At 57.8% G+C, this 25,330-nt stretch carries 25 protein-coding genes; 12 read left to right on the forward strand and 13 right to left on the reverse strand.

Going from position 1 to position 25,330, the window contains the following annotated elements:
- Positions 1–6 precede the first annotated feature (6 nt).
- From EGK14_RS00970 to tolC, 3 genes are all read right to left on the reverse strand, one after another.
- The gene (locus EGK14_RS00970) at positions 7–1,167 is read right to left on the reverse strand and encodes a glutathionylspermidine synthase family protein (RefSeq protein WP_125287202.1); all 1,161 of its coding nucleotides are present in this window, start codon (positions 1,165–1,167) and stop codon (positions 7–9) included.
- Positions 1,168–1,169: 2 nt separating this feature from the next.
- Positions 1,170–1,838: a DUF1190 family protein gene (locus EGK14_RS00975; RefSeq protein ID WP_125287203.1), complete on the reverse strand. Its 669-nt coding sequence runs from the start codon at positions 1,836–1,838 to the stop codon at positions 1,170–1,172.
- Positions 1,839–1,981: 143 nt separating this feature from the next.
- Positions 1,982–3,463 carry an outer membrane channel protein TolC gene (tolC, locus tag EGK14_RS00980; protein ID WP_125287204.1) on the reverse strand — a complete coding sequence of 494 codons (1,482 nt, stop codon included), beginning with the start codon at positions 3,461–3,463 and terminating at the stop codon, positions 1,982–1,984.
- 214 nt (positions 3,464–3,677) lie between these two features.
- On the opposite strand from tolC, the gene nudF reads away from it, so the two are divergent.
- From nudF to parE, 5 genes are read left to right on the forward strand one after another with little or no spacing between them, the layout of a single operon-like run.
- Entirely contained in the window at positions 3,678–4,313 is a 636-nt protein-coding gene (gene nudF, locus EGK14_RS00985) for an ADP-ribose diphosphatase (RefSeq protein ID WP_125287205.1), read from the forward strand.
- Positions 4,310–4,735: a DUF1249 family protein gene (locus tag EGK14_RS00990; protein WP_125287206.1), complete on the forward strand. Its 426-nt coding sequence runs from the start codon at positions 4,310–4,312 to the stop codon at positions 4,733–4,735. The genes nudF and EGK14_RS00990 overlap by 4 nt, the downstream gene beginning before the upstream one ends.
- Positions 4,736–4,772: 37 nt before the next feature.
- A complete protein-coding gene (gene cpdA / locus EGK14_RS00995; RefSeq protein WP_125287207.1) occupies positions 4,773–5,597 on the forward strand; it encodes a 3',5'-cyclic-AMP phosphodiesterase in 825 nt (274 codons plus the stop codon).
- Between the two features lies 1 nt (position 5,598).
- A complete protein-coding gene (gene yqiA / locus EGK14_RS01000; RefSeq protein WP_125287208.1) occupies positions 5,599–6,177 on the forward strand; it encodes an esterase YqiA in 579 nt (192 codons plus the stop codon).
- 46 nt (positions 6,178–6,223) lie between these two features.
- Complete coding sequence (gene parE / locus EGK14_RS01005; RefSeq protein ID WP_125287209.1) at positions 6,224–8,119, forward strand: DNA topoisomerase IV subunit B; 1,896 nt, start codon at positions 6,224–6,226, stop codon at positions 8,117–8,119.
- A 57-nt stretch (positions 8,120–8,176) separates the two neighbouring features.
- Here the strand turns inward: parE and EGK14_RS01010 are convergent, their stop codons facing one another.
- Genes EGK14_RS01010 through EGK14_RS01025 form a run of 4 tightly spaced genes read right to left on the reverse strand, consistent with a single transcriptional unit; the run spans position 8,177 to position 12,124 of the window.
- Positions 8,177–9,184 carry a transketolase family protein gene (locus tag EGK14_RS01010; RefSeq protein WP_125287210.1) on the reverse strand — a complete coding sequence of 336 codons (1,008 nt, stop codon included), beginning with the start codon at positions 9,182–9,184 and terminating at the stop codon, positions 8,177–8,179.
- Position 9,185: 1 nt separating this feature from the next.
- Complete coding sequence (locus EGK14_RS01015) at positions 9,186–10,019, reverse strand: transketolase (RefSeq protein ID WP_125287211.1); 834 nt, start codon at positions 10,017–10,019, stop codon at positions 9,186–9,188.
- 12 nt (positions 10,020–10,031) lie between these two features.
- Positions 10,032–11,330, reverse strand: coding sequence for an MFS transporter (locus tag EGK14_RS01020; RefSeq protein ID WP_125287212.1), 1,299 nt, complete (start codon positions 11,328–11,330; stop codon positions 10,032–10,034).
- Positions 11,331–11,374: 44 nt separating this feature from the next.
- Positions 11,375–12,124: an SDR family NAD(P)-dependent oxidoreductase gene (locus EGK14_RS01025; protein WP_125287213.1), complete on the reverse strand. Its 750-nt coding sequence runs from the start codon at positions 12,122–12,124 to the stop codon at positions 11,375–11,377.
- 195 nt (positions 12,125–12,319) lie between these two features.
- Here EGK14_RS01025 and EGK14_RS01030 point away from each other — a divergent pair, with 195 nt between their 5' ends.
- Positions 12,320–13,261 (forward strand): LysR substrate-binding domain-containing protein, encoded by a 942-nt coding sequence (locus EGK14_RS01030; protein WP_125287214.1) that lies wholly within the window; start codon positions 12,320–12,322, stop codon positions 13,259–13,261.
- Between the two features lie 78 nt (positions 13,262–13,339).
- On the opposite strand, the gene EGK14_RS01035 is transcribed toward EGK14_RS01030, so the two are convergent.
- Complete coding sequence (locus EGK14_RS01035) at positions 13,340–13,645, reverse strand: putative quinol monooxygenase (protein WP_125287215.1); 306 nt, start codon at positions 13,643–13,645, stop codon at positions 13,340–13,342.
- Positions 13,646–13,677: 32 nt separating this feature from the next.
- Entirely contained in the window at positions 13,678–14,256 is a 579-nt protein-coding gene (locus EGK14_RS01040; RefSeq protein WP_125287216.1) for an NAD(P)H-dependent oxidoreductase, read from the reverse strand.
- 228 nt (positions 14,257–14,484) lie between these two features.
- Here EGK14_RS01040 and parC point away from each other — a divergent pair, with 228 nt between their 5' ends.
- From parC to ftsP, 3 genes are all read left to right on the forward strand, one after another.
- The gene (gene parC / locus EGK14_RS01045; RefSeq protein WP_125287217.1) at positions 14,485–16,758 is read left to right on the forward strand and encodes a DNA topoisomerase IV subunit A; all 2,274 of its coding nucleotides are present in this window, start codon (positions 14,485–14,487) and stop codon (positions 16,756–16,758) included.
- Positions 16,759–16,893: 135 nt separating this feature from the next.
- Positions 16,894–17,631 (forward strand): 1-acylglycerol-3-phosphate O-acyltransferase, encoded by a 738-nt coding sequence (locus EGK14_RS01050; protein ID WP_125287218.1) that lies wholly within the window; start codon positions 16,894–16,896, stop codon positions 17,629–17,631.
- An 88-nt stretch (positions 17,632–17,719) separates the two neighbouring features.
- A complete protein-coding gene (ftsP, locus tag EGK14_RS01055) occupies positions 17,720–19,135 on the forward strand; it encodes a cell division protein FtsP (protein ID WP_125287219.1) in 1,416 nt (471 codons plus the stop codon).
- A 120-nt stretch (positions 19,136–19,255) separates the two neighbouring features.
- On the opposite strand, the gene EGK14_RS01060 is transcribed toward ftsP, so the two are convergent.
- Positions 19,256–19,525 carry a DUF1471 domain-containing protein gene (locus EGK14_RS01060; RefSeq protein ID WP_125287220.1) on the reverse strand — a complete coding sequence of 90 codons (270 nt, stop codon included), beginning with the start codon at positions 19,523–19,525 and terminating at the stop codon, positions 19,256–19,258.
- Positions 19,526–19,931: 406 nt separating this feature from the next.
- Complete coding sequence (dkgA, locus tag EGK14_RS01065) at positions 19,932–20,756, reverse strand: 2,5-didehydrogluconate reductase DkgA (protein ID WP_125287221.1); 825 nt, start codon at positions 20,754–20,756, stop codon at positions 19,932–19,934.
- Positions 20,757–21,019: 263 nt separating this feature from the next.
- Between dkgA and EGK14_RS01070 the strand changes: the two genes are divergently transcribed.
- Positions 21,020–21,913 carry an AraC family transcriptional regulator gene (locus EGK14_RS01070; protein WP_125287222.1) on the forward strand — a complete coding sequence of 298 codons (894 nt, stop codon included), beginning with the start codon at positions 21,020–21,022 and terminating at the stop codon, positions 21,911–21,913.
- Positions 21,914–21,949: 36 nt separating this feature from the next.
- Here EGK14_RS01070 and EGK14_RS01075 read toward each other — a convergent pair whose 3' ends face one another.
- Positions 21,950–22,606, reverse strand: coding sequence for a DedA family protein (locus EGK14_RS01075; protein WP_125287223.1), 657 nt, complete (start codon positions 22,604–22,606; stop codon positions 21,950–21,952).
- Between the two features lie 90 nt (positions 22,607–22,696).
- Positions 22,697–23,899 carry a cystathionine beta-lyase gene (gene metC / locus EGK14_RS01080; RefSeq protein ID WP_125287224.1) on the reverse strand — a complete coding sequence of 401 codons (1,203 nt, stop codon included), beginning with the start codon at positions 23,897–23,899 and terminating at the stop codon, positions 22,697–22,699.
- A gap of 243 nt (positions 23,900–24,142) precedes the next feature.
- On the opposite strand from metC, the gene exbB reads away from it, so the two are divergent.
- Both exbB and exbD read left to right on the forward strand, forming a co-directional pair.
- Entirely contained in the window at positions 24,143–24,868 is a 726-nt protein-coding gene (gene exbB / locus EGK14_RS01085; RefSeq protein WP_125287225.1) for a tol-pal system-associated acyl-CoA thioesterase, read from the forward strand.
- Positions 24,869–24,873: 5 nt separating this feature from the next.
- Positions 24,874–25,296, forward strand: a complete 423-nt coding sequence (exbD, locus tag EGK14_RS01090; RefSeq protein ID WP_125287226.1) for a TonB system transport protein ExbD — start codon at positions 24,874–24,876, stop codon at positions 25,294–25,296.
- Positions 25,297–25,330: the final 34 nt, after the last annotated feature.

Raw genomic sequence — 25,330 nt, forward strand, 5'->3', positions numbered from 1 at the left:
CAGAACCTATTCGATAAAGGTATGCGGGTAGAATCGGGAGAGATCCTGGGTGATCAGGTCGCGATCTTCGCGCAGGCCGATCCCGGCTGGCCGATCGTCAATCAGCCAGCTGCCGATCAGCGTATAGCTATCGCCAAACTTCGGCAGCGGATGGAACTGCTGCACGATCATGCCTTCTTCGCCATAGGGGCCATCCACGCGGGCGATTTCTTTGCCGTTTTCCACAATGCGGATGTTAGCGCCCTCGCGTGAAAACAGCGGTTTGACCACATATTTAGCCATCGCCGGCACGTTATCTTCAGCAAAATAAGCGGGCAGCAGATTAGGATGATTGGGAAACATTTTCCACAGCATCGGCAGCAGCGCCTTATTGGAAATAATGCTTTTCCACGCCGGTTCCAGCCAGCGCACGCCGGCATCGGCCAGCTTGGTGGAAAACGTCTCGCGCAGCATGAACTCCCAGGGATAAAGCTTGAAAAGATTGCCGATTACCTGGTCATGCACGTCGGTAAACTGGCCTTTTTCGCCCAGGCCGATTTCGTCGATATAGAGGAACTCGCTTGGTAGCCCTGCCTCCGTCGCGCAATCCTGAAGATACTGCACGGTGCCGCGATCTTCATCCGTATCGCGGCAGCAGGCAAAGTGCAGCCAGCTAAAGCCGTGCTGCTGATGCAGCGCCGCAAAGCGGTCGATCAGCTTCTCCTGCAGGCTGTTGAACTGATCGCTACCGGCCGGCAGATTGCCAGCGCTAAGCTGATCTTCCAGCCAGATCCACTGAAAGAAAGCGGCTTCGTACAAGGAGGTCGGCGTGTCGGCGTTGTTTTCCAGCAGTTTGGCATCCGTCTGCCCATCCCAGGCCAGATCCAGCCGGGAGTAGAGCGAAGGCTGGCTGGTCTTCCACGAGGTGCGAACAAAATCCCAGGTATGTTTCGGGATGCGGAATTTCGCCAGCAGCTCTTCGCTGTTGACCACTTTGTCCACCACCTGCAGGCACATCTGATGCAGCTCGGCGGTGACCGCCTCCAGCTTCTCGATTTGCGCCAGCGTAAACTGATAATAAGCATCCTCGCACCAGTAAGGCTCGCCGTGCATGGTATGGAAGCGAAAGCCATATTCAGTGGCTTTTTCACGCCAGTTGGGACGTTCTGCAATCGCCAGACGCTGCACGCTTAACCTCCGAAAGACCGGCTGGAGCCGGACGTTGCGCTGCTGCGCTGCATAGCGGACTGCTTCGCCACGCTTTCGCCAAAGCCGCCGCGCGTCACGGTGCTGGTGGTGGCCGGTTTCGGCGCCAGCGCGGTTTTCGGCACGGTCATGGTGCGGCCCGGCGTCGCGGTGCCAAAGCTTTTTCCGCTGGCGTCAACAAACTGGCCTCTGGCCGGGCTGTTTGGCGAGCGCGAGGTAAACAGCGGCTGCTGGGCAAAGCCTGCGCCACCGCCCATCAGGCGACCCATCATATAACCGGCCATTAGCGGCATCCAGAAGCTGCCGCTCTGTTGGGATTCAGCATTGGTGGTGCCGACGCCAGCCTGCGCGGGCGCCTGCTGGCACTGGCCTTCGCCGAACTCCGCCACGCAATCTTCACGAGTCGCGTATTTCGGCGCGGTTTTTTCCGCCTCTTTTTTGGCGTTGTTGTAGGCCGTGGTGCACTGTTCGCTTTTGCCGGGATTGGCGGTAGAGCAGTCGTCTGCATTTTGATAAAGCGAGACGGTTTCATCCGATTGTTCGCAACCGGCCAGCATAAATACGGCGGTTACCGCCAGCGCTACCGGAGTGAGATGGCGTGCGCTCCAGCTTTTGCGAAAGGAGGCATGATTAATTTTTTTTGTCCGTTTCATGACATTCTGTCCTGAGCCCAAAGGTAATGCTTAGAATAGGGGAACGGCGGTGGAAATTGAAGCAACGAGCGGCAATGTGAAGGGGATCTTTACTTAGCTATACGTTTGAAAGTAAAAGGGGCAGCCAGGCTGCCCCAAAATGCTTAATGGCGGAACGGGTTACCGCTGTGCGGCGCGGAAGCCTGAGCCGCCGCCGGGGCCGCAGCACGCTGCACGGCAGGCGAGGCCGCCGTTTGCGCGCCGTTCGCCGCTGCATCCTGCTGAGTGTTTTCCGGTGCTACCGCTTCTGGTGAAGTTGGGACTTCTTTACCCAGGCGGCTGTTCAGCATCTGCAGGTCCTGCTCGTTCAGCGTACCCAGAGCCGATTTAATGTTCAGCTCGTTGATCATGTAGCTGTAGCGCGCGTTGGAAAGCTGCTGCTTGGCGTTATATAATGTGGTGGTCGCGTCCAGCACGTCAACGATGGTGCGCGTACCCACCTGATAACCCGCTTCCATTGCATCCAGCGAGCTTTGCGCCGAAACCACGGCCTGCTTGTAAGCATTGATGCTGCTGATGGACGCATTAACATTGTTAAAGGATGAACGTACGGTCTGTACTGCGGTACGGTGCGCGCTTTCGAGCTGTTCGCTGGCGGAAACAAAAGCGTACTGCGACTGTTTCACCTGCGAGGTGACCGAGCCGCCGCTATATAACGGCAGCGTGAAGCTCAGGCCCACCTGGTTGTTGCCGCTGATGCTGTCCTGATAGGCTGCGCTGTTGGCGCGGCTGCCACCATATTTATTGTTCGACAGGCCGCTTTGCGCAGTCAGATCCAGCGTTGGCATATGGCCGGTTTCCGACAGGCGGATCTGCTCGCGCGCCAGGTCCTGGTTCAGACGAGCGGAAAGCAGGCTGAGGTTGCGGCTTTCGGCTTCCTTCAGCAGCGCGTTGACCGGCTGCGGTTTTTCCGTCCGGAAGCTATCGACGTTCAGCGAAGCCAGGCTCAGATAGTAGTTACCCGTGACCTGACGCAGCGTTTCCAGATTATTATCCAGATTGTTGCGGGCCGTCACTTCGTTGGCCAGCACGCTGTCGTACTGCGCACGCGCGTTTTGCACATCCGTAATCGCCACCAGGCCGACGTTGAAACGCTGCGTGGTTTGATCCAGCTGACGGTAGATCGACTGTTTCTGCGCTTCGGTATAAGAAAGCGTGTCGATGGCGTTTAGTACGTTAAAATAAGCGGTAGCGGTGTTAAGGATCAGATTCTGCTGGGCGACCTGGTAGGTAACATCCTGTACGCCTGCCGTTTTTTCCTGCAGCGTCAGCGCGCGCCATTTCGACATATCGAAAATGGTCTGCGTCAGCTGCAGCGTGCCGCTGGTCGCGGTGCTGTGCAGACCGCTGCTGTCGCGATAGCCGTTGCTGTAGGTATAATCTGCGCCCAAACCTAACTGAGGCAGTAAAGGGCTGCGCGCTTCGTTGATTTTCTCAAACGCGGCATCGCGATCGGCTGCAGAACTGCGAAGATCGGGGTTAGACAACCGGGCCTGCTGATAGATCTGCAGCAGGTTTTCCGCCTGGCTGGCGACGCTGAAGCCGCCCAGGCCCAGGCCGATAAGTAAAGGGAGCAGTTTCTTCATTTGCATTCCTTGTTATGCAGCAATATTGCTATGGTAGCGCTGTCGTAAGCCAAAAAAATTATCGCCGATTCTACCAGAGTAAATGAAAGAGATAAGTTGGCTGAAAGTGCCATGTTGCCACAATTTACTCAATTTAATCATTAAGAACTACACTCTGGGCGGATTTCGACACTCTTTTCCCGCTTTCGCCACCACCATTACAGGAGCGTAAACCGTGAGCAGCGACAAAAAATACCCGGTGACTTTCACAAAAAACGATGTAGAAATTATTGCACGTGAGCCGTGTTATAAAGGTTTTTTTTCACTCACTCGTTATCGCTTTCGCCATCGGCTGTTTAACGGTGGGATGAGTAAAGAAGTCACCAGGGAGGTTTTTGAGCGGGGCCATGCCGCCGTCCTGCTGCCTTACGATCCGGTGAGCGATCGGGTGGTATTGATTGAACAAATCCGCATTCCCGCTTTTGACAGCAGCCCGACGCCCTGGCTGTTAGAATTGGTGGCCGGTATTATAGAGCCGGGCGAAACGCCGGAAGATGTCGTCCGGCGCGAAGCGGTAGAAGAAGCCGGGATCGAACCAGCCCGCGTGAAGCCGGTGCTCAGCTATTTAGCCAGCCCCGGCGGCACCAGCGAGCGGCTGGAGATTTTGGTAGGCGAAGTGGATGCCAGCGTGGCGCAGGGAAACCACGGTCTGGAGGAAGAGAATGAGGATATTCTTGTACATGTGGTCAGCCGCGAACAGGCTTACCGCTGGGTGGAAGAGGGGAAAATAGACAACGCGGCCTCCGTCATCGCTTTGCAATGGCTGGAGCTGCATCATAAAAAACTAAGAGACGAGTGGAAAAACGAATGATAAAGCGCTACGTGCCTGATTTTCCTGAAATGATGCGCCTGTGCGAAACCAATTTCGCGCAGCTGCGTCGGCTGCTGCCGAAAGAAGATCGGGCGGGTGAGTCAGTCACCTGGCGGGTCAACGAGGCAAGTTATACGGTGACTATCCAGGAATCGACGCGTTACACTACGCTGGTGGAAATCAAACAGACCGCGCCCGCCGTCAGTTACTGGAGCCTGCCCGCCATGTCCGTGCGGCTCTACCATGACGCAATGGTGGCGGAAGTGTGTTCGACACAGCAGATCTATCGCTTCAAAGCGCGCTATGATTATCCGAATAAAAAGCTGCATCAGCGTGACGAAAAGCATCAGATAAACCAGTTTCTTGCAGACTGGCTGCGCTACTGTTTAGCGCATGGCGCAATGGCCGTTCCGGTGTGGTGAGCCTCTGCCGTGACGGCATTAACCCTAAGGATTGTGATTGGATAGCCTGTTAAAACTTCCTGTGGCGAATGGTCGGGCAAGAATACTGCAAATAACGGACACCCATCTTTTCGCCGGTAAACATGAAACGCTGCTGGGCGTGAATACCTGGGCCAGTTTCGATGCGGTGCTGCAGGCCATTTCCGCCTGTGAGGAGCCGTTCGATCTGATCGTCGCGACCGGCGATCTGGCGCAGGATCACAGCGCGGAAGCCTATCAGCATTTCGCTGAGGGTATCGCGCGTCTGCCCGCGCCGTGCGTCTGGCTGCCGGGCAACCATGATTTTCAGCCTGCGATGTTCAACACGCTGGCCGAAGCGAAAATCGCTGACGAAAAGCATGTGCTGTTGGGCGACCGGTGGCAGATCGTTCTGCTGGACAGCCAGGTTTTCGGCGTGCCGCACGGCGAGCTGAGCGACTATCAGCTGGAATGGCTGGATACAGCGCTGGCGAAGGCGCCGGAACGCCATACGCTGGTGCTGCTGCATCACCATCCGCTGCCGTCGGGCTGCACCTGGCTCGATCAGCACAGCCTGCGCAATTCGCATATGCTGGAGGCCGTGCTGCAGCGCTATCCGCTGGCGTCGACGCTGCTCTGCGGGCATATTCATCAGGATCTGGATCTGAACTGGAACGGGCGCCGCCTGCTGGCGACGCCGTCGACCTGCGTGCAGTTCCGACCGCACTGCACCAACTTTACTATCGATTCCGAAGCGCCGGGCTGGCGCTGGCTGGATCTGTATACGGATGGCCGGGTGGAAACCCGCGTTGAGCGCCTGACGACACGCGCCTTCAGCCCCGATCCCGACTCCGAAGGATACTGAGATGGCCACGCTGATCTACCTGCACGGTTTCAATAGCTCGCCGCAGTCGGCTAAAGCGACGCAGTTCCGGCAGTGGCTGGCCACGCGGCATCCGGAAATCCAGGTTATTGTACCGCAGCTGCCGCCTTACCCGGCGGACGCGGCGCTGATGCTGGAGAGCCTGATCATGGGATTATCGGGCGAAGCCGTGGGGATCGTCGGCTCGTCGCTGGGCGGCTACTATGCGACCTGGCTCTCGCAATGCTTCATGCTGCCAGCGGTGGTGGTCAATCCTGCGGTGCGGCCTTTTGAGCTGCTGGTGGATTATCTGGGTCTGAATCAGAACCCGTACACCGGGCAGCAATATGTGTTAGAGTCACGCCACATTTACGATCTGAAAGTGATGCAGATTGACCCGTTAGAGTCGCCGGATTTGCTCTGGCTGCTGCAGCAAACGGGCGATGAAGTGCTCGATTACCGCCAGGCTGTAGGCTACTACAGCGCCTGCCGCCAGACGGTTGAAGAGGGCGGAAATCATGCTTTTATCGGATTCGAACGCCATTTTTCCCCGATCCTGGACTTTTTAGGCCTCGCTGCCTGAAGCGGGACGTGGGGCTCACTCATTTACAGCCATCAAGATTGATACAATGACTCAGTCCAGCTATAACGCTGATTCCATTGAGGTACTCAGCGGCCTTGAACCCGTTCGCCGCCGTCCGGGCATGTATACCGATACGTCGCGTCCTAACCATTTAGGCCAGGAAGTGATCGATAACAGCGTGGATGAAGCGCTGGCGGGCCATGCCAAACGCGTCGAAGTGATCCTGCACGCCGATCAGTCGCTGGAGGTGATTGACGACGGTCGCGGTATGCCGGTCGATATCCATCCCGAAGAAGGCGTACCGGCCGTTGAACTGATCTTCTGTCGCCTGCATGCGGGCGGCAAATTTTCTAACAAAAACTACCAGTTTTCCGGCGGCCTGCACGGCGTGGGTATCTCGGTGGTAAACGCCCTGTCAACGCGCGTGGAAGTCACCGTGCGCCGTAATGCCGAAGTGTATGAGATGGCGTTTGAAAACGGCGACAAAGTGCAGGATCTGCACGTCACCGGCACGGTCGGCAAACGCAACACCGGCACGCGCGTACGCTTCTGGCCGGACCCGTCGTTCTTCGACAGCCCGCGCTTTTCGGTATCGCGCCTTAGCCATCTGCTGAAGGCGAAAGCGGTGCTGTGTCCGGGCGTGGAAATCGTTTTTAAAGATAAAGTAAACAACACCGAGCAGAGCTGGTGCTACGCCGACGGCCTGACGGACTATCTGGCGGAAGCGGTTAACGGCCTGCCGACGCTGCCGGAAAAACCTTTTGTCGGCTCTTTCGCCGGCGATATCGAAGCGGTGGACTGGGCGCTGCTGTGGCTGCCGGAAGGCGGCGAGCTGCTGACGGAAAGCTACGTCAACCTGATCCCGACCATGCAGGGCGGCACGCACGTCAACGGCCTGCGCCAGGGCCTGCTGGATGCGATGCGCGAGTTCTGCGAATACCGTAATATCCTGCCGCGCGGCGTGAAGCTGTCGGCGGAAGATATCTGGGATCGCTGCGCCTACGTGCTGTCGGTAAAAATGCAGGATCCGCAGTTTGCCGGTCAGACCAAAGAGCGTCTCTCGTCTCGCCAGTGTGCGGCCTTCGTCTCCGGCGTGGTGAAAGATGCCTTCAGCCTGTGGCTGAACCAGAACGTGCAGGCGGCGGAAATGCTGGCCGAGCTGGCGATTTCCAGCGCCCAGCGCCGGATGCGCGCGGCGAAAAAGGTGGTGCGTAAAAAGCTCACCAGCGGCCCGGCGCTGCCCGGCAAGCTGGCGGACTGTAGCGCGCAGGATCTGAACCGTACGGAGCTTTTCCTGGTGGAAGGAGACTCCGCAGGCGGATCGGCCAAGCAGGCGCGCGATCGTGAATACCAGGCGATCATGCCGCTGAAAGGCAAAATCCTCAACACCTGGGAAGTCTCTTCGGACGAGGTGCTGGCGTCGCAGGAAGTACACGATATTTCCGTCGCTATCGGCATCGATCCCGACAGCGAAGATTTGAGCCAGCTGCGCTACGGCAAAATCTGTATCCTGGCCGATGCGGACTCCGACGGCCTGCATATTGCCACGCTGCTCTGCGCGCTTTTCGTGAAGCACTTCCGCACGCTGGTGAAAAATGGTCACGTCTACGTGGCGATGCCGCCGCTTTACCGTATCGATTTGGGTAAAGAGGTTTACTACGCGCTGGATGAGGAAGAGAAAGCGGGCATTCTGGATCAGCTGAAGCGTAAAAAGGGCAAGCCGGGCGTGCAGCGCTTTAAAGGGCTGGGCGAGATGAACCCGCTACAGCTGCGTGAAACCACGCTGGATCCCAACACTCGTCGCCTGGTGCAGCTGACCATCGACGACGACGACGTGGAACAGACGCTGGCAGTGATGGATATGCTGCTGGCGAAGAAACGCTCGGAAGATCGCCGCAACTGGCTGCAGGAAAAAGGCCATATGGCGGAAATCGAGGTTTAATTTCTTCTGCACCCCATCCCGAAGCGCGGCGCTTATGCGGCGCTTCGGGGCTTTCCGTTACCCTTCCAGCCAGTTTGTAATCTGCGTAACCATCGCTGCCGTCGAAATGCCGTAGCGATCGTGCAGCGTCGGCAGCGCGCCCGCCGCCAGAAACGCGTCCGGCAGAGCAATCTGTCTGAATCGCGGCGTCACGCCGTGGCGCATCAGCGTCGCCGCTATCGCTTCACCCAGCCCGCCGGTAATGGAATGGTTTTCCGCCGCGATCACCAGCCGGTTCTCGTTCACCGCTTCGCCCGCCTCGCGCAGGATGGTGGCTTCATCCAGAGGCTTGATCATCGGCGAATGCACCACGCCAACCTCAACGCCTCTTTTTTCCAGCTCTTCTGCGGCTTCCAGCGCGCGCATGGTCATCAGCCCGCTGCTGATAATCACCGCGTGTTTGCCGCTGCGCAGCCGTTGCGCCTTGCCGTGGCGATACTGATAGCCGTATTTATCCAGCACCAGCGGCACTTTGCCGCGCAGCAGGCGCATATAGACCGGGCCATGATGCCCGGCTATGGCGGGCACCGCCTGGCTGATTTCGAGCGCGTCGCAGGGATCGATAATAGTCAGGTTTGGCATCCCGCGAAAGATAGCCAAATCCTCGGTCGCCTGATGGCTTGGCCCGTAGCCGGTAGTCAGGCCGGGCAGCGCGCAGGCGATTTTGACGTTCAGGTTCTCTTCCGCTATCGCCATACAGATAAAGTCGTAGGCGCGGCGCGAGGCGAATACCGCATAGGTGGTGACAAAAGGCGTAAAGCCTTCCCGCGCCATGCCCGCTGCGGCGCTCATTAACAGCTGCTCCGCCATGCCCATCTGGAAAAAGCGTGCCGGGAAGGCTTCGGCAAACAGATGCAGATCGGTGTATTTGCTCAGATCGGCCGTTAAGCCGACGATATCGGCGCGCTGGCGTGCCAGCTCTACCAGCGCATGGCCGAAAGGGGCCGACTGCACGGGTTGGCCTTCTGCGGCGATGGAGGCGATCATGGCCGAGGTGGTCAGGCGTTTCTTCGTTGCGGTAGTCATGTTATTCCCCTTGCTCAAGCGCGGTGAGGGCTTTGTCCCATTCATCGGCATCTACCCGGATAAAGTGCGTTTTCTCGCGCGTTTCTAAAAAAGGCACGCCTTTACCCATTTTGGTATCGCAGATAATCACGCGCGGCTGCGGTTCCGCCCAGGCGCGGGCGGCGTCAAAGGCGGCGGTCAGCGCGGCGATATCGTTGCCGTCCACGCGCTGTACGTGCCAGCCAAAGGCCCGCCAGCGATCGACAATCGGCTCGAACGCCAGGATTGCCGAGCTGTGGCCGTCGGCCTGTTGATTATTGACGTCGATCAGGGCGATCAGGTTATCCAGCCGCCAGTGCGAGGCCGACATTGCCGCTTCCCAGGTCGATCCTTCATTGAGCTCGCCGTCGGAAAGCAGGTTATAAACAAAGGAGGGGGAGCCTTTGCTTTTCAGCCCCAGGCATGCGCCAACCGCAATGCCCAGACCGTGCCCAAGCGAGCCGCCGGTGATCTCCATGCCGGGGGTGTAAGCGGCCATACCGGACATCGGCAGACGGCTGTCGTCGCTGCCATAGGTTTCGCGCTCGGCTTCGGGCAGCACGCCCGCCTCCAGCAGCGCGGCGTACAGCGCAATGGCGTAGTGGCCAATAGAGAGATAAAAGCGGTCGCGCGCTTCCCATTCCGGCGCCTCAGGACGAAAATTAAGCGCGTGAAAATAGCTGACGGCCAGCAAATCGGCGGCGCCTAACGCCTGGCCGATATAGCCCTGACCCTGAACCTGTCCCATTAACAGCGCATGACGACGAATATTGTTTGCGCGCTGTTTGAGCGTGAGTGTGGCAGAAACGCTGTTCATCTTATCTCCTGATTAGCGGTTAACGTCTGCTGCGCGAATACGCAGCACGCAGAGCGCGCCGAGCAGCAAAACAGCAGCAATAAAATAAATGCCCGAAGCGGGCGAGCCGGTGGCGGTGGTGATAGAACCGATCAGCCACGGTGAAAAGAAGCCCGCCAGATTAGCGATACAGTTCACCGCGGCGATGCCTGCCGCCGCCGAGACGCCGCCGAGCAGGTTGGTCGGCAGCATCCAGAACAGGGAGGAGGCGGAAAGGATGCCGGCGGCGGCCGCGCAGAGGAAAAACAGCGAGACCGGTACGCTGTGGCCCAGCGACGTCGCCAGCGTCAGTCCGAGCACGCCGATTATCATGGGCACGATCAGATGCCAGCGCCGCTCGCGATGCCGATCGCCGCTGCGGCCTGCCATCAGCATAAAAACAATGGCGCAGAGATAGGGCAGGCTGGTCAGCAGGCCGATATGCAGCGGCTCGCGGATGCCGGAATTCCTGACCAGCGTCGGCAGCCAGAAGGTCAGCGCATACTGGCCCATCACCACGCAAAAGTAGATCAGCGCCAGCAGCCATAGCCGCTTGTCGGCCACAAAAGCTTTCACCGTGCCGTGATGCGCTTTTTGCTGGTTATCCTCATCCAAATCGGCACGCACCATGCGCTTTTCGCTCTCGTCCAGCCAGGGCGCCTGCTCAACGCGATCCTTGAGCACCATCAGCACCACAAAGCCCATCAGCATGGTGGGGATAGCCTCCAGCACAAACATCCACTGCCAGCCTGCCCAGCCGTGAAAACCGGCGAAGGCCTCCATAATCCAGCCGGAAAGGGGGCCGCCAATCGTGCCGGAAAGCGGGATAGCCACAAACCACAGCACCGTCATGCGGGCACGGCGATGCGAGGGAAACCAGTAGGTAAGATAGAGCAGCAGGCCAGGTGCCAGTCCGGCTTCGGCCACGCCGAGCAAAAAGCGCAGCAGATAGAACTGCCAGGCCGTTTCCACAAAGGCGAACAGGCCGGAAATCAGCCCCCAGGTGATCATGATGCGGGCAATCCAGCGTCGTGCGCCGACGCGATGCAGGATCAGATTGCTGGGCACTTCAAAAAAGAAGTAGCCGATAAAGAAAATGCCTGCCCCCAGGCCGTACACCGTTTCGCTCAGGGCCAGATCGTCCATCATTTGCAGCTTGGCGAAGCCGACGTTGACCCGATCGAGATAGGCGCAAAGATAGCAAAGCATTAAAAACGGCATCAGCCGCCAGGCGATTTTGCGATAGGTCGCATCGCGCGCGACGGTTGTCGCGCTGAGATTAAGCGTTGTCATACTTTTCACTCCCGGAGTGAAAGAAGCCTGCTGGAAGGAGCCGATCAGTGGATCAACATACCGCCGTTAACGTCCAGCGTGATGCCGGTCAGGTAGCTGGCGAGATCGCTGGCGAGGAACAGCACGGCGTTAGCCACGTCGTCTGCCGCGCCCAGGCGGCCAAGCGGGATGCCGTCGATAATGGCGTGACGCCGCTCGTCCTGCAGCAGACCGCCGGTAATATCGGTCTGGATCAGGCCCGGCGTCAGGGCGTTGACGCGGATCCGATCCGGGCCAAACTCGCGCGCCATCGCTTTGGTCAGGCCCAGCACGCCCGCTTTCGCCGCGCTGTAGTGCGGGCCGCCGAAAATGCCGCCGCCGCGCTGGGCGGAAACGGAAGAGAGGCAAACAATACTGCCGCCGCCGTGTTGCTGCATGGTCGGGATCACCGCCTGCGACATCAGCAGCGTGCCGCGCAGATTGACGTCCAGGATACGGTTATAATCTTCGATGCTTATTTCCAGCGTTTTTACCGGTTGCGTAATGCCCGCGTTATTCACCAGCACGTCGATGCGGCCAAACTCGCTGACCACGCGGGAAACGGCATGACGCACCGCGGCGGGATCGGTTACGTTGGCCGCCAGGCCCAGATGACCAGCGCCCAGCTCTTCTGCCGCATATCGCGCCGCGTTTTCATCCAGATCCAGAATAACGACCTGCGCGCCGTGACGGGCGAAACAGGCGGCGGTGGCACGGCCAATACCGCGTTGAGAGGCGGCGCCCGTAATAATCGCAACTTTATTTTTCAGCAACATAATCCACTCCGTAATAATCTTTTTTAGTGGTTCGGTATCGCTACCGGCAGGGTCACATTCAGAATTGGAAATTACGGCTAAACTGGCAATGCAAAAAAATTCATTCGATGCTGAATAGAAAGATGGATTTGATGCAGTTAACATTTCTCGCGGAAAAAAGCGGGCATCTGTCACAAAACGCATTCAAGGAGCCGCATGGAAAAAAACGCAGATTTTTGCCCTTCCATAAAATCGCTCAGGATTTTTGAAGAAGTTGCGCATTATGGCAACGTGGCGCGTGCGGCGGAAGAAGTGAATATTACCGCCTCTGCCGCCAGCCATCAGCTGGCAAAACTGGAAAAAGAGCTGGGCTGCCTGCTGTTCAACCGCTCGCCCAAAGGCATGACGTTAACGCTGGCCGGTGAAAACTATCTGAAAGAAATCAGCCCGTTGCTGCTGGGACTGACCCAGGCCAGCACCCGTCTCGGTAATGAGAAAGCGCGCAGCGCGCTGCGCATTCACTGCGCGCCCAGCTTCGGCCTGCTCTGGCTGCTGCCGCGCCTGCATCAATTCCGCGAACGCTATCCTGCAATACAGGTCACGCTTTCCTGCTCCTACGAAAATCTCTCTTTCAGCCGCGACAATATTGATATCGCGGTGCGCCACGGCTTTCCCGACTGGAAATCACTGGAAATTAAAACCATTCGCCATGAAAAAATGTCGGTATTCGCGTCGCCCGATTATTTGATAAAGCATCCGATCGCGACGCCAGCGGAATTAATTAATCATGCACTGATCCTTTCCGAGTCGCCTTTAATTCAGTGGCCGCAATGGTTTGCCGCGATGCAATTAGCGCAGCCGACCAAAGACTGGCTGTTTCGCTTCGATCGTTCTTATATGAGCCTGGAGGCGGCAAGATTGGGGCATGGGGTGGTGTTTGAAAGCGAGCTGCTGGCGGCGGAGTATTTGCGCAGCGGCACGCTGGTCAAGATGTTTGGCGACGAATACAGCCTGCCGGTAAACGCGCATCATCTGGTCTGGCCGCGCGGCTTTGCCCGCTTTCCCCGCGTAAGCCATTTCCTGCAGTGGAGCCGCGAGCAGCTGGAGGCATCGCCGCCCGCATTACCTTGCGCGGCAGCGCCCGATCGGTATCAATAATAAAGCTGACGGCACAGCTATCGCTACGCTGGCCAGCCATAAAAAAAGGGGGCGAACCCGGTTCGCCCCCTTGCTACTTTACGCCGGTTCCAGCACGAAAATCCTTACGTCCAGCACGTCATCTTTAATGCGCCCGCGGTGCTGCTCCATATGCGCGGCCTGCTGATGCCGTTCCAGATGCCGTAAAGAATCCCACTGCTCGACCATAAACACCGAATCGGGCGAGTTTTGTTTCCACGGCACCTGCGCCTGGTGATCCACAAGCATCCGGTAGCTGCCGCAGCCTTCTTCCTCTAACACCGTCGGGATTACTTGTTCAATCGCCTGCATGACCGCGCTACGGCGGCCAGGCCTGACACAAATTTCAGCAATCACGGTGAGCATGGTCTTTCCTTTTAAGAGAACAGTCTTAACAGTTAAGCAAAGATCTGGCCCAGATGTGTCCGATAACGCTCGATATCGCGTGGGACATCCGGCTGCTTGATCACATCGTTGCAGATAAAGGTCGGCAGCGCTTCCATCCCCAGGAACTGATTCGCCTTGTGGAAGTGCAGGTAAAGCCCGTCCACGCCCACGCCTTCAAAGAACTGGTCGGGATCGGTAAAGGCTTCCAGCGGCGCGTTCCACGTCAGGGAAAGCATATATTTTTTACCCTGAACCAGCCCGCCGGAACCATACTTCTTCGAGGCGTCGGAGCGGGTGCGGCCGTCGCTGGCGTACAGGGTGCCGTGGCCTTCGGTAAAGACCTCATCGATATATTTTTTCAGGATCCACGGTTCGCCCATCCACCAGCCCGGCATCTGATAGATAACCGTGTCGGCGGCCAGGTATTTTTGGATCTCGTCGGCCACCACGTAGCCGTTGTCCACTACGGTAACGTCAACCTGATGACCGGCTTCGCGCAGGTAAGTCGCGGCCACGTCGGTCAGCGTATGGTTCAGCTCGCCTTTGGAATGGGCAAAGGTTTTTCCGGCATCAATAATAAAAATGCGCATCTTCTTCTCCAGTATTCAAAACTGGCCTCAGTGTACGCGCGAAGGCAGGGGTTAAAAATGAGTTTTTGATCACAATACTTTTGCGCTGTGAGCAATAATCACGCCATGCAGGAAAGCGTATGCCGTCACGGTTATCTGTGACAGAAGCGGCCCGGATAAGGTACTATTCCCGCCAAACGGCCCCGATGTGGCGCGCCCGTGACGCCATGATGTGAGGAACAAAAAGTAATGAGCGATTTGACTCAGGATGGGGCAGAGCGTCGCGCTCTGCATAAGTTTACGGAAGAGGCCTATCTCAACTATTCCATGTACGTCATCATGGATCGTGCGCTTCCGTATATCGGCGATGGCCTGAAGCCGGTGCAGCGCCGTATCGTCTACGCGATGTCGGAGCTGGGCCTGAACAACAGCGCCAAATTTAAAAAATCGGCCCGTACCGTGGGCGACGTGCTGGGTAAATATCATCCGCACGGCGACAGCGCCTGCTATGAGGCGATGGTGCTGATGGCGCAGCCTTTCTCTTACCGCTATCCGCTGGTGGACGGTCAGGGAAACTGGGGCGCACCGGACGATCCGAAATCCTTTGCGGCGATGCGTTACACCGAGTCACGCCTGTCAAAATACGCCGAGCTGCTGTTAGGCGAGCTGGGCCAGGGCACCGTGGATTACGTGCCGAACTTCGACGGCACCATGCAGGAGCCGGCAATGCTGCCCGCGCGCCTGCCGAATATTCTGCTTAACGGCACCACGGGGATTGCCGTGGGAATGGCGACGGATATTCCACCGCATAACCTGCGCGAAGTCGCCAACGCGGCCATCAAGCTAATCGATGCGCCGAAAACCACGCTTGATGAGCTGCTGGATATCGTGCAGGGGCCGGACTATCCGACCGAAGCGGAGATCATTACGCCGCGCGCCGAAATCCGCAAAATCTATCAGAACGGCCGTGGCTCCGTGCGTATGCGCGCGGTGTGGAAGAAAGAAGAGGGCGACGTGGTTATTACCGCGCTGCCGCACCAGGTTTCCGGCGCGCGCGTGCTGGAGCAGATAGCCGCGCAGATGCGCAATAAAAAGCTGCCGATGGTGGAGGACCTGCGCGACGAGTCCGATCATGAAAGCCCGACGCGTCTGGTGATTGTGCCGCGCTCCAGTCGGGTGGATATGGAACAGGTGATGAACCATCTGTTCGCCACCACCGACCTGGAAAAAAGCTACCGCATTAACCTGAATATGATCGGGCTGGATAACCGTCCGGCGGTAAAAAACCTGCTTGAAATCATCAGCGAATGGCTGGTTTATCGACGCGACACCGTGCGCCGCCGCCTGAATTTCCGGCTGGAAAAAGTGCTGAAGCGGCTGCATATTCTGGAAGGCCTGCTGGTTGCCTTCCTCAATATTGATGAGGTGATCCACATTATCCGCAGCGAAGACGAGCCGAAGCAGGTGCTGGTTTCACGTTTCGGCATCAGCGAAACCCAGGCGGAAGCGATCCTGGAACTGAAGCTGCGTCATCTTGCCAAACTGGAAGAGATGAAAATTCGCGGCGAGCAGGACGAGCTGGGGAAAGAGCGCGACCGGCTGCAGGGCATTCTGGCTTCAGAACGCAAAATGAACACGCTACTGAAAAAAGAGCTGCAGGCCGACAGCGAAGCCTATGGCGACGATCGTCGTTCGCCGCTGCGCGAGCGTGAAGAGGCCAAAGCGATCAGCGAAAACGAGCTGGTGCCGTCCGAGCCGGTGACCATTGTGCTGTCGCAGATGGGCTGGGTGCGCAGCGCCAAGGGACACGATATCGATCCGGGCGGCCTGAGCTATAAGGCGGGCGACAGCTATCGCGCGGCGGCGCGCGGCAAGAGCAACCAGCCGGTGGCCTTTATTGACTCCACCGGCCGCAGCTATACGCTCGATCCGGTGACGCTGCCTTCCGCGCGCGGGCAGGGCGAGCCGTTGACCGGCAAGCTGACGCCGCCGCCGGGTGCGGTAGTGGAGCAGGTATTGATGGAGGCGGACGATCAGAAGCTGCTGCTGGCGTCGGATGCGGGCTACGGCTTCGTCTGCACCTTCAGCGATCTGGTGTCGCGCAACCGTGCCGGTAAAGCGCTGCTGACGCTGCCGCAGAACGCCAAAGTGATGACGCCGCAGGCGATCCATCACGAGGACGACCTGCTGCTGGCGATTACCGCCGCGGGCAGGATGCTGATGTTCCCGGTGGCCGATCTGCCGCAGCTGTCCAAAGGCAAGGGCAACAAGATTGTCTCGATCCCCGCGGCGGAAGCGGCGGCGGGCGACGACAAACTGGCCTGGCTACTGCTGCTGACGCCGCAAACCGCCATCACGCTGCACGTCGGCAAACGCAAGCTGACGCTGCGGCCGGAAGATCTGCAGAAGTTCCGTGCCGAGCGCGGCCGTCGCGGCACGCTGTTGCCGCGTGGCCTGCAGCGTATCGATCGGGTAGAGGTTGACGGGCCTGCACGGCCTGAGGCCAGTGAAAGCGAAGAGTGATCCGGGCCGCGCGGCGCGGTGAAAAGCAGCATAGCCTGCTGATTTCAGGATATACTTCACCCGGCGCGCCCGATAAGGCGTAATGCCGGAGCGCCTGCCTTAAGGCGTCTCCGGCCCGGCAATAATGAGGATGTGATGCTGTCAATTTTTCGGATCGTCGTGACGATCGTTTATTCAATCCTGGTGTGCGTTTTCGGCTGCATCTGGTGTTTGTTCAGTCCCCGTAATCCCCGCCACGTGGCGACGTTTGGCCATCTGTTCGGTCGCCTGTCGCCGCTGTTTGGTCTGAAGGTGGAAATCCGCAAGCCGGCAGGGTCGGAAAACTATCCTAATGCGATCTACATCGCTAACCATCAGAACAACTACGATATGATCACGGCGGCAAAAGTCGTGCAGCCGACCACGGTGACGGTCGGCAAAAAAACGCTGCTGTGGGTCCCGTTCTTTGGCCTGCTTTACTGGCTGACCGGCAACCTGTTGATCGACCGTGACAACCGCAACAAAGCGCACGGCACGATTAACCAGCTGATCGAGCAGTTTAAAAAGAAGAAGATCTCCTTCTGGATGTTCCCGGAAGGGACACGCAGCCGTGGACGCGGGTTGCTGCCGTTTAAAACCGGCGCGTTTCACGCCGCTATGGCCGCAGGCGTACCTATTATTCCTATCGTGGTCAGCAATACGCACGATAAAATCAAGCTGAACCGGCTGCATAACGGTCTGGTGATTATCGAGATGCTGCCGCCGATCGATACCGCCGCCTTCGCCGATCAATCCGTGCGCAAGCTGGCGACCCACTGCCGCGAGCTGATGATGGAGAAGCTGGCTGAACTCAACGCGGAAGTCGCCGCGCGGGAAGCCGCAGGCGAAAAGTAAACCGATCGCCTTGCGGTCGGCACACGGCAAACAATCATAAAAAATGGATAGCGGCCCGCCGGGCCGCATTTTGGGTTACGGAGTTTTTATGTCCTTCAGTCGACGTCAGTTTATTCAGGCATCGGGCATAGCGTTGTGCGCCGGTGCGCTGCCTGCACGCGTATACGCCGCGGGGCCGGGTAATCCTTTGCCGGTGCCGCCGCTTATCGAATCCCGCCGTGGACAGCCTATCTTTTTGACGCTGCAACGCAGCCACTGGTCGTTTACCAGCGGCAGCAAGGCCCAGGTATGGGGCTTTAACGGTCTCTACCTGGGGCCGACGGTCAGGGTCTGGAGCGGCGATGACGTCAAGCTTATCTACAGCAACCGGCTGAACGAAGCGGTAGCGATGACCGTTGGCGGGCTTCAGGTGCCGGGCGCGCTCGCTGGCGGCGCGGCGCGCATGATGTCGCCTGGGGTCGACTGGGCGCCGGTGATCCCGGTGCGCCAGGCCGCCGCGACCTGCTGGTATCACGCCAACACGCCTAATCATATGGCAGAGCATGTCTATAACGGCCTGGCGGGCATGTGGCTGGTGGAAGATGAGGTCAGCAAAACGCTGCCGCTGCCGAACCACTACGGCGTGGATGATTTTCCGCTGATTATTCAGGACAAGCGTATCGATAACTTCGGTTCGCCAGACTACAGCCCGCCAGCCAACGGCGGTTTTGTGGGCGATACCCTGCTGGTGAACGGTACGCAGAATCCCTATGTGGAAGTCTCTCGCGGCTGGGTACGCCTGCGGTTGCTTAACGCTTCAAACTCGCGTCGCTACCAGCTAGCCATGAGCGACAAGCGGCCTTTTAACGTCATCGCCAGCGATCAGGGATTTTTGCCTGCGCCCGTGGCGGTGCAGCAGCTTTCTCTGGCGCCGGGCGAGCGCCGGGAAATCCTGGTGGATATGAGCCAGGGTGACGAGGTGTCGATAACGGCGGGCCAGGCGGCAGGCATTGTCGACAGGCTGCGCGGGCTGTTCGAGCCGTCGAGCATTCTGACCTCGACGCTGGTACTGACGCTGCGTCCGACCGGCCTGCTGCCGCTGGTGACCGACACGCTGCCGATGCGTCTGCTGGCCGATCAGGTCATTGAAGGCGGCGTCAGCCGCACGAGAGAATTCCGTCTGGGCGACTCGGAGCCGGGTATCAACGGCGCGCTGTGGGATTTGGGCCGCATCGACGTCCAGGCGCAGCAGGGCAGTTTTGAACGCTGGATTATTCATGCCGACATGCCGCAGGCGTTTCATATGCAGGGCGTGATGTTTTTGATTAAGAACGTTAACGGCGCACAGCCGATGGCGGAAGATCGCGGCTGGAAGGATACCGTCTGGGTTGACGGCAGCGTGGAGCTGTTTGTCTCCTTTACGCAGTCCTCTTCCGACCACTTCCCGTTTGTCTACTATAGCCAGACGCTGGAAATGGCCGATCGTGGAACGGCGGGCCAGCTGCAGGTACAGCCAGCGCCGTAGCGTAAAGCGCTGGTTGACCGGAGCGGCCAGCCAGCGAGGTTTTGCAAGGATCAAGGCGGTCGGCGCGCCGCCGGCGGCCAAAGAAGGCGGGGCGAATTAAGGCCGGGGGCTGGAGAACGATTATTTCTTTTCCAGCACGATAGCCGTACCGCGCCAGTGGCTGGAATCGCCAGGACGATCCAGCGAGGTAATATACATATATTCGCCGCCTTTTTTATCCACTTCCGCACGCAGTGCCTCAAGCGCTTTTGCTTTCCCTCCCATTACGTTAGAAATGGATACGCGTTCTTTTTTTACGTAATTATCCAGTTCGTTACGCGGCACAATCTGTGCGGCAAAAGCGGAACCCGTCATCAGCAACAGCAGGGCAGCCGAAATAATCTTTTTCATTATGCTTCTCCAGTTAATTCCTCAAAAATATTGACGGCTTTAGTATACTGATTTTGTGAATAACTTAATTCGGTTATTAATAATAATAAATACCGTTTTGATTAGCCAAACCTATTATAAACACTATCAGTGCCTTATTTTTTAAAATTGGCGTAAATATTTATTAGCAAACTAAATTTACCTTGCTGTATTTATTCACTTTTCAGATGAGGGTGAAAGCTTTGCCGCTGCTGGCGCTTAATAATTATATTAACATTATTCAGCAAGAATAATGAAAGTGGTTTATCTGAGGTTTAAATTAATAGAGCATTGCGTAAACAGTTCTTTTTTTAATGCCTGATAAAGGCAGGCTGCGCGTTAAAAAGGCGGCCGCCCGTCTGTTTTCTGTCAACGGGCGGCCGGGCGCTTAGTTCAGCTCGTCAGGGTTAGGGCCAAGACGGTTGCCGGCATCCAGCGAGGCGATTTCGCTGATTTCCGGTTTTTCCAGACGGAAATCGAAGACCTTAAAGTTCTCTTCAATGCGGGAAGGCGTGACCGATTTCGGGATCACCACCAGGCCGCTGTCCAGATGCCAGCGGATAACAATCTGCGCAGGCGTTTTGCCATATTTTTTCGCCAGCGTTTTGATCACGGCCTGATCGAACACGCCTTTACCACCCTGAGCCAGTGGGCTCCAGGATTCGGTCTGGATCTGATGCATGGCGTTCCAGGCGTGCAGCGTGCGCTGTTGCAGCATAGGGTGCAGCTCTATCTGGTTGATCACCGGACGCACGCCCGTTTCATCTATCAGCCGTTTCAGGTGCGCTTCCTGGAAGTTACAGACGCCGATGCTTTTAGTCAGCCCCTGTTTTTGCAGCTCGATCATCGCTTTCCAGGCGTCAACGTAGTTGTCCTTCGCCGGGCAAGGCCAGTGCATCAGATAGAGATCGACGCTTTCCAGCTGCAATTTCTTCAGGCTGGTTTCCAGCGCCTGCGGCGCGTTCAGCTGATCGTCATTCCACAGCTTGGTGGTCACGAAGATATCGTCACGCGCGACTGACGTTTCCTGTAGCGCCTGACCGATACCCTCTTCGTTTTTATAGATGGCGGCGGTATCGATCGAGCGATAGCCCACATCGAGCGCTTTCAGCGCAGCCTGACGCGCTTCGTCAATGCTTGCCTGCCAGACGCCCAGGCCGAGCTGGGGCATCATATTGCCATCGTGAAGCTTGATTACGGGTTGCTCTGCCATTGTTCTCTCCTTTGCAGCTATAGTGCCGACGCCTCTGCGCCGGGAAGTGACGCTAAGTCTGGTTGCGACTGCTGGTGTTAGTTTAGTTGAAATTATTAACCCTTTGCGCAATTCGGATTATTGAGCCGGTTGGCAGCGTAACGGCCAGTCCCGTCATACCTCCTGCCCGTTTCTGCTTTCTTCTTGCCTGTTTCTCCAGGAGGCTGGACGATTACGGCAGGCTTCGGCATGATGCCAGCTCCGCTTTTTTTCAGGTGAACATCATGGATCGCACTATGCTGTGCGCCCGGCTTGCCCGCCAGGTCGTGCAACTGATCGACGCAAAACCGGATGTGCAGACGCTGCTGCCCGATATCCGGCTTTTCCACGCCAGCCAGCCCAGCGGGCGTACACCGGTACTCTATTCCTCCGGCATCGTAATCCTGTTTCAGGGCAGAAAAACCGGCTATCTGGGCAACCATGTTTTCCATTACGACGCGACAGAATACCTGATGCTGACCGTACCGCTGGCGGTTGAGTGCGAAACGTTTGCCACGCCGGAAGCGCCGCTGGCAGGCATGCTGCTGAATGTCGATCCGGTTAAGCTCCAGGATCTGCTGATTGATATTGGCGATGACGACAGCTTCCAGCCGCAGCCGCAGACGCGCGGCATTCACTCGTCGCCGCTGACCGAGCCTATGCTGTGTGCGGCGGAGCGCCTGCTGGATGCGATGGCGGATCCGCGCGACGCGCGCGTGCTTGGCCCGCAAATCGTGCGGGAAATTCTCTATCATGTGCTGCTGGGGCCGTGCGGTGGCGCGCTGATGGCGCTGGTCAGTCGGCACACACAGTTCAGCCAGATAGCGCGGGCGCTGCGGCGGATCGAGCATCACTATACCGACAACCTGAGCGTGGAGCGGCTGGCGGCGGAGGTGAATATGAGCGTCTCCGCCTTTCACCACAACTTTAAAGCCGTCACCAGCACCTCGCCGTTGCAGTATCTTAAAAGCTACCGACTGCATCAGGCGCGAATGCTGATGCTGCATGAAGGGCTGAAAGCCAGCGCGGCGGCGATGCGGGTCGGCTATGAAAGCGCCTCGCAGTTTTCCCGCGAGTTTAAGCGCTATTTTGGCGTCACGCCGGGGGAAGAGATCGGCAGAATGCGTCAGATGGAATAAGAGGGCCGTCGGACGACCCTCGCAAGGCAGGTCGCGCTAAGCGGCTTTTTTCCGCTTAAAGAACAGGGCGAGGCTGCCGATCAGGCCGATGCAAAGCAGCGCCAGCGGCAGGATCATCAGAATGGACATTACCTGATCTTCATGGCGCTTGATAAAGGGTACCTGGCTTATCGCATAGCCCAGCGAAACCAGGATGCCGACCCACAGCAGGCCGCTGAGCCAGTTAAAAAACTGGAAACGCGTCTGCGTCAGGCCGGAGATGCCTGCCATCGTCGGCAGCAGCGTCCGCACGAAGGCCAGGAAGCGCCCAATCAGCAGTGCCATCAGCCCGTGCCGGTGAAACAGGCTCCAGGCGCGCTGGTGATACTGCGCGGGCAGGTGCATCAGCCAGCCTTTGACCAGGCGCGTATTGCCTAACCAGCGGCCCTGCAGGTAGCTCAGCCAGCAGCCCAGGCTGGCCGCCAGCGTCAGGATCGCGACGGTAGGAATAAAGCCCATCACGCCTTTGGCGATCATCGCGCCGGCCAGCAGCAGCAAACTGTCGCCGGGCAGAAAGGCGGCGGGCAGCAAACCATTTTCCAGCAGCAGCGTGAGAAACATTATTCCGTAAACGATCCAGATTACATCGGGATTGGCGAGGGCAGCAAAATCCTGATGCCAAAGCGCCTGCACAATCTCATGGAGTACCGCCATTTTTTATCCTGTTTACCGCATCAATAGCACTAGTGTACTCGTAAATGGCCTGTCACAACGTGGCGCAGGCCAGAGCTGTTGCCTTTTTGTTTAATTTTTTAACGATCCGGCGATGCGCGCGAAACCGGCGGTCAAATCCGCCAGCAAATCGTCAACGTTTTCCAGCCCGATATGCAGCCGGATCAGCGTGCCGCTGAAGTCTACGCCGCCAGCCGGACGGATGGCGGCCAGCTCGTCGGGCTGACTCGCCAGAATAAGCGATTCGAAACCGCCCCAGGAGTAGGCCATGCTGAAATGTTCAAAGTGGTCAAGAAAATCGGCCAGCTGCCGATCGCTCAGCCGCGCTTTCAGTACAAAGGAGAACAGGCCGCTGCTGCCGGTAAAATCCCGCCGCCAGAACTCGTGGCCCTTGCACTGCGGCAGCGCCGGATGGTTAACCACGGCTACTTCCGGACGCTCGGCCAGCCAGCGCGCGACCCGCAGCCCGCTTTCCTCGTGCCGGCGCAGACGTACCGCCAGCGTGCGCAGGCCACGGCTGGCCATATAGGCGGTGTCCGCGTCTACCATTTGCCCCATCAGATAAGAGTTTTCACGCAGCTGCGCCCAGCAGCGCTGGTTGGCGACAGCGGTGCCGATCATCGCGTCGGAATGACCAATCAAATATTTGGTTCCGGCCTGGATGGAAATATCGATACCAAAATCCAGCGCGCGAAACAGAATGCCCGCAGCCCAGGTATTATCGACCATAATGACCGCTTCCGGCGCTTTGGCCCGTACGGCCGCGACGATCGCCGGAATATCCTGCACTTCCATGGTAACGGAAGCCGGCGACTCCAGAAAAACGACCCGCGTTTCGGGCTTGACTAATTCACCGATTTCCGCGCCGGCGGTATGGCTGAACCAGGTGGTGGTCACGTTCATTTTACTGAGGATTTTGCTACAGAAATCCTGGGTTGGTTCATAGACGGAACCGGCCATCAGCACGTTATCCCCGGCAGAAACAAAAGCGAGAACGGCATTGGCGACCGCTGCCGCGCCGCAGGGATAAAGCACGCAGCCTGCGCCGCCCTCCAGCTCGGTCATGGCTTCCTGCAGCGAGAAGTGGGTCAACGTGCCGCGACGACCATAAAACAGTTCGCCTTCCGCTCGCCCGGCCGTGGCGCGTTTCTTCTCGGCCACGCTGTCGAACACCAGCGAGGAGGCGCGCTGAATAACGCTGTTAACGGAGCCCTGAGTATAGCGTTTGCGGCGGCCGGCGCTGATTAACGCCGTTTCAATATGTTTACTGGTCATCGGTCTGCTCGGTTTAAGGATCTCGCTTAACGTTAACACGGCTGGCGGCGGGGCGAAATTCGTCATCCCGCTACGTGACAAAGTTTCAGGAAAAACCCTGGCGATAAAAAGGAGAGAGGGGGAAAAGTGTAAAAAGTATTGCGTTAAGGGTAAATAGTAATGATAACTACTATCAATTCGGGTTCGATTTGGTATGATCCGCCCTGTATTTTCGCTATCGGTAACTGACGTTGGAGAGACAGCGTGACGAATGATTTGATGCAGACGGACCTCTCCGTCTGGGGCATGTATCACCATGCGGACATCGTGGTAAAAGTGGTAATGATCGGTTTGCTGCTGGCTTCGGTCGTTACCTGGGCCATCTTCTTCAGCAAAAGCGCGGAGCTCAGCTCGGCGAAACGCCGCCTGAAGCGCGAGCAGCAGGCGCTGGCGGGCGTTCGTTCCCTGCAGGAGGCGAGCGATATCAGCGCCACGTTTAACGCTAACAGCGTGACCACGCAGCTGTTGAAAGAAGCCGAAAACGAGCTGGAGCTGTCGCAGCAGTCCGCCGACAACGAGGGGATTAAAGAGCGCACCTCGTTTCGTCTGGAGCGCCGCGTTGCCTTCTTCAGCCGCCACGCCGGTCGCGGCAACGGTTTTCTGGCTACTATCGGTGCTATCGCACCGTTTGTCGGCCTGTTCGGCACCGTTTGGGGCATTATGAACAGCTTTATCGGCATTGCCCAGACGCAAACCACGAACCTTGCGGTGGTTGCGCCCGGCATCGCAGAAGCGCTGCTGGCAACGGCTGTCGGCCTGTTCGCTGCGATTCCGGCGGTAGTGATCTATAACGTCTTCGCCCGTACTATCGCCAGCTATAAAGCCTCGCTGGGCGACGCCGCCGCGCAGATTATGCTGCTGCAAAGCCGCGATCTGGATCTGTCCGCCAGCGCGCCGCAGCATCCAACGCAGAAGCTGCGGGTAGGATAAGCGCCATGGCCATGCGATTGAATGAAGATCTCGATAGCAACGGCGAAATGCATGAAATCAACGTCACGCCGTTTATCGATGTGATGCTGGTCCTGCTGATTATCTTTATGGTCGCCGCGCCGCTGGCTACCGTTGACGTTCGCGTTAATCTGCCGGCCTCTACCAGCAAGCCTCAGCCGCGCCCGGAAAAACCGGTCTACCTCTCAATCAAAGCGGATAAACAGCTGTTTATCGGCAATGATGCGGTAACGCAGGAAACGCTGCTGTCGGCGCTGGAAAGCCAGACGCAGGGCAATAAAGACGCCACTATCTTCTTCCAGGCGGATAAATCGGTGGATTACGAAACGCTGATGGGCGTGATGGATAAGCTGCGTCAGGCGGGCTATCTGAAGATTGGGCTGATAGGCATGGAAACCGTCGCGAAATAATCGCCGTCAGAAAATAAAAAATCCGTAACGACCG

The organism is Erwinia sp. 198 (assembly GCF_003937915.1).
Taxonomy (GTDB): Bacteria; Pseudomonadota; Gammaproteobacteria; order Enterobacterales; family Enterobacteriaceae; genus Erwinia; species Erwinia aeris.